The organism is Streptomyces sp. W16 (assembly GCF_033194735.1).
Classification (GTDB): Bacteria; Actinomycetota; Actinomycetes; order Streptomycetales; family Streptomycetaceae; genus Streptomyces.
Genome location: NZ_JAWOAI010000680.1, coordinates 1 through 4,424 on the forward strand (window position 1 = coordinate 1; position 4,424 = coordinate 4,424).

Below are 4,424 nucleotides of genomic sequence, written 5' to 3' on the forward strand. Positions count from 1 at the left end.
GGGCGCCGTCGCGGTGATCGTCGTACTCGGCGGAACCGACTCCGCCGAAGTCCCGGTGGCGAAGGGCCCGGTGGCCGAAGTCCCGGTGTCCCAGGCGCCGGTGGCATCGCAGCCGGAGTCGGGGAAGCCCGCGAAGACACCGGCCGACGACGCCGGCTCCCCGGCATCGGCACCGGACGGCTCCGCAACCGCCGTGCCTCCGGCGGTACTTGGCGGCACGGGCACCGGGCCGACCGCCGTGCCGGTGGGGGACGGTGGCGGAACACCCGTTCCTACGGCCCCTGTTGAGCCGCCACCGGTGACCACCGAGCCGACCCCCGCTCCACCGGCGACCACGGATCCGACGCCGGCTCCGACGCCACCGGTGACCACGGAGCCGGAGCCGACTCCCACGTACCCGGCTCCGAGTGATCCCGTGAAGGAGCCCCCGGAGCCCACGACTCCGTCCGAACCGTCACCCGAGCCTTCCACGGAAGCCCCAACACCCGCCGACCCCACACCTGTTGGGACCCCGGGTGGTGGTCACCGTCCCTGTGACCGGGCGGCCGAGGTGGGTCAGCCGATCGAGTAGGCGCGGTAGACCGTCTCCGTCGACGTGCCGCCGGCGGAGTCGGTCACCTGGGAGCGCAGGGCGACCGCGCCGGACGCGGGGTTGTGCACGGCGGCCTTCCAGGAGGACCCGGAACGGGTGACGGAGACGGCCTTCCAGGTCCTGCCGCCGTCCGAAGACGCCCAGACCTTCAGGGACTTGACCGTCGACTTGGTGAACTTCGTGTCCGGGCCCTGGGAGCCGCGGCCGGCGCTGACGGTGACCGTCGTGGTGCCGCTGGCCGCCGCCTGGTTGTGGCTGTTGAGGCCGGCCGGCAGGAACCGTGTCATGAAGACGGGCGCGACCCGCCCCGACTCGGTCGGGTCGGCCTTGAACCGCCAGTCGAGGGTGACGCGCGACGACAGCATGCCGGACGGGAAGGTGATGCCCGGGTGGTAGCGATGGGCGTCCACGGTCAGCCGGTAGGTGCCGACCGAGTGGATGGCGGCGGAGAACTCGGCGTCGCCGGTACCCCAGTTGGTCAGGGTCTGCTTCTTGACGGTGGTGCTCCCCTTGGACAGGACCACCGTTTCCTTCGTCGGGTCGGCTCCCCAGATACCCACGTCGGGGTCGCCGATCAGGGCGTCCGGGATGAACGTCAGGGACTTTTCGCCGACGATGGGCAGATAGTGCATGGGGCTCCACACGGCACGCCCGAAGGACTGGGTGAAGGTCTGCCCCGACTTCAGCGTCCTGACCGGCGGGAAACCACCGCCGACACCGTCGCCGTTGTTCGCGATCACGCCGTCGCGCGGCTGCCAGGTCCCGGGCGTCACATGGACCGTGGTGCTGAACGGCGCGCTGTCGTCGGTGACGTTGGCGTACAGGTCGGTCGTGCAGTCGTCGACCTTGGGCGCGGCCTGGAGGGCGGTGTCGTTCTGGGTGCCCATCTGCGTCCCGCTGCGCACCGAGAACCGGATCGTCGCCAGCTTGGACCGCTTGAACGAACCGCCGGGCGCGGCCGGGATACCGGTCGTCTTCTTGACCGCGACGTAGCTGTCGCTGCCCGACCACTGCGCCATGTACGCGAACTGGAGCAGCTTGGAGGAGTTGGGGATCGCGTAGAGGGACCCCGCGTCGTTCCAGCCGCCCGCGCTGTACGCCGAGGGCATGTCCATGTTGGCGGCACACACCTGCGCGCTGATCCGGGCCGGTCCGGTCACATCGGCCGGGGTGTCCAGCGACACCTTCACGGCCTTGCCCTTACGGGCGTCCAGCGTCACGGACTTGGCCCCCGACACCGACACGACCTGCGCGCCGATGGTGTCGGTGCCCAGACCGTCCGTGGCGCTCTCGTAGATGTCGGTCATCGCGAGGTACTTGCCCGAGGGCAGGCTGAGCCGCTTGCCGGACTTGACGGTGCGCCTCTCACCCGACGACGCGTTGACGACGGTCACCGTCGTCGCCACCTTGGCGCCGTGCCGCCCCAGCGTCGTCACGGTCAACGAGCCCGACGCCGCCTGCGCGGTGGCGGCGGGAACGAACAGCGGCGCGAGCATCGCCACGCCGACGAAAGCGAACGGTATGCGTCTTGTACGTCCGACACGTGCTGCGCTCATGACTACCCCCTAAAGACCCCGTCAGAGGCCCAGACGAAGACCCCGACTCCCCAAAGCCGACTCATAGTAGCCACGCGCCTCACCCGCCACTCATGACCCCCCGGCAAGCCTCCGCGTACGCCCTCACCAGCGGCCTTCCGCCGTCCTCGCGCCGCCACGCCAGGGCGTAACGGCTCGGCGAAACACCGTGCACAGGGCGGGTGATGACACCGCCGAGGGTGATCAGGTGGGCGTTGCCCGCGGCCACCAGGCAGATGCCGAGACCGGCGGCCAGCGCCTCGTACGTCTCCTCCGTGCTCGCGATCTCCGCCCCGATGCGCGGCGGACGGCCACCGCGTTCGGCGAGGGCGAGCCAGTAGTCGCGGAGGGGGCCCGCGCTGGGCGGCAGGGCGAGGAACGGCTCGTCGACGAGGTCCGCGAAGTCGACCTCGGCGCGATCGGCCAGCGGATGGGAGGCCGGGAACGCGACCAGGCGGGGCTCCTCGGCGACCACCGTCCAGTCGTAGCGCTCCGCGTCGGGCAGCGGCAGCCAGACGAAGGCGACGTCTGTGTCGCCGTCCACGAGACCCGCCGTCGGATCGTCCCAACTCACCTGGCGCAGCCGTACGGTGGCCTCCGGATGCGCGGCCGTGAAGCGCGAGCGGATCGCGGGCAGCAGGCCGCCGCGGCCGGGGCTGGTGCTCATGCCGACCACCAGGGTGCTGCGCTCGGCCGCGCTCACCTCCGCCAGCGCGGACGCGCCCTCCGCCCAGACCGCCAACACCCGCTCGGCGTACGGCAGTAGGGCCGCACCGGCGGCCGTGAGCGCCACGCCCTGCCGGTCACGGCGGAACAGTTCGGCGCCCAACTGCCGTTCCAGCGCCCGGATCTGCTTGCTCAGCGCGGGCTGCGAGACGTACAGCCTCTCGGCCGCGCGCGTGAAGTGGAGCTCCTCGGCGACCGCGACGAAGTAGCGCAGGTCCCGCACATGGACGTCCGTCGTCATAGCCATTGGTTATCAGCGTAGGTCTTGGACGGGCGATCGGGGGCGGGAGCAGGCTGGTCGGCAGCTGGACAACAGGGATCCGGGAACTCATGGGGAGACGTCATGAACAAGGTGTGGCTGGTCACCGGAGCGAGCAGCGGGTTCGGGCGGGCGATCGTCGAGGCCGCGCTCGCCGCCGGTGACGTGGTGATCGGTGCGGCGCGGCGGACCGAGGGGCTGGACGAGTTGGTGGCCGCGTGGCCCGACCAGCTGGAGGCGCTGCGCCTGGACGTCACCGACACGGGGGCGGCGGAGGCGGCCGTACGGGACGTGGTGGCACGGCACGGGCGGATCGACGTGCTCGTCAACAATGCGGGCCGCACGCACGTCGGGGCCTTGGAGGAGACCACCGAGCAGGAGCTGCGGGACCTGTTCGACCTGCATGTCTTCGGGCCGGCGGCACTCACGCGCGCGGTGCTGCCGTCCATGCGGGAGCGGCGGTCCGGGGCGATCGTGCAGATGAGCAGCATGGGCGGGCAGATGTCCTTCGCGGGTTTCTCGGCGTACAGCGGAACGAAGTTCGCTCTGGAAGGGCTGTCCGAGGCGCTCGCGGACGAGGTCGCCGAGTTCGGCATCAAGGTCCTGATCGTCGAGCCGGGCGCCTTCCGGACCGCCCTCTTCGACACGAGCCGGGCCGGGGTCAGCGCCGACAGCGGTGCGTACGCCAAGGTGAGCGTGACCCGCGGCTTCGTATCCGGCGGCGACGTCTCCCAGGCCGGCGACCCCGCGAAGGCGGCGGCCCTCATCCTCGCCGCCCTCGACGCGGAGGAGACCCCGCTGCACCTGCCGCTGGGCGACGACGCGGTCGACGCCGTGCTCGGCCACCTCGACCAGGTGCGCGGCGACATCGCGGCCTGGGAGAAGCGGACCCGGGCGACCGGGTTCGACGCCTGACGGACGGCCGGGAACCCTTGGCCCGCCTGCTCCCGTCCCCGTTGTCAGTGGTGCGTGCCACGATGAATGCACACCGGGAGGAATCGGGAGCGGGGGGTGACATGGAGGGGGAGTTTCCGCGTGGCGGGCGGCAGGTCAGGGAGCTGTGCGCGCGGGGGACGCGGTTGTACGACGTGGCGCGCGCCCTGCGTGCCGACCACACCCGCGCCCTCGACACCGTCCGCTCCGCACTGGAACCGCTGCGGGCCGAACTCGTCGCCCAGGAGCTGGAGTCCATCCCGGTCGGCAGGCTGAAGGACGTCACCGAGGGGCGGCTGCGGCTCGGCGCCGTGGAGGCGGCGGGGCTCACCTCCGTGCG

General features: G+C 71.7%; 4 protein-coding genes and 1 pseudogene. 2 read left to right on the forward strand and 3 right to left on the reverse strand.

All coding sequences use genetic code 11. The annotated features are described in order from the left end of the window. The 3 genes from R6V09_RS46960 to R6V09_RS46970 form a co-directional block, all read right to left on the reverse strand. The coding region (locus R6V09_RS46960) for a hypothetical protein (RefSeq protein ID WP_317887582.1) at positions 1-393 on the reverse strand (393 nt) is incomplete at its 3' end. A gap of 162 nt (positions 394-555) precedes the next feature. Then, positions 556-2,148, reverse strand: a complete 1,593-nt coding sequence (locus tag R6V09_RS46965) for a hypothetical protein (RefSeq protein ID WP_317887583.1) — start codon at positions 2,146-2,148, stop codon at positions 556-558. 79 nt (positions 2,149-2,227) lie between these two features. Continuing rightward, positions 2,228-3,139 carry a LysR family transcriptional regulator gene (locus R6V09_RS46970; RefSeq protein WP_317887584.1) on the reverse strand — a complete coding sequence of 304 codons (912 nt, stop codon included), beginning with the start codon at positions 3,137-3,139 and terminating at the stop codon, positions 2,228-2,230. Positions 3,140-3,235: 96 nt separating this feature from the next. Between R6V09_RS46970 and R6V09_RS46975 the strand changes: the two genes are divergently transcribed. Beyond that, the gene (locus R6V09_RS46975; protein ID WP_317887585.1) at positions 3,236-4,066 is read left to right on the forward strand and encodes an SDR family NAD(P)-dependent oxidoreductase; all 831 of its coding nucleotides are present in this window, start codon (positions 3,236-3,238) and stop codon (positions 4,064-4,066) included. Between the two features lie 101 nt (positions 4,067-4,167). After that, positions 4,168-4,424: pseudogene (locus R6V09_RS46980) on the forward strand (ATP-dependent helicase); the annotation flags it as partial.

Excerpts from the sequence above, each read along its gene's own strand:
- R6V09_RS46970 (WP_317887584.1), bottom strand. The coding sequence starts at position 3,139 with ATGGCTATGACGACGGACGTCCATGTGCGGGACCTGCGCTACTTCGTC.
- R6V09_RS46975 (WP_317887585.1), top strand. The coding sequence starts at position 3,236 with ATGAACAAGGTGTGGCTGGTCACCGGAGCGAGCAGCGGGTTCGGGCGG.
- R6V09_RS46965 (WP_317887583.1), bottom strand. The coding sequence starts at position 2,148 with ATGAGCGCAGCACGTGTCGGACGTACAAGACGCATACCGTTCGCTTTC.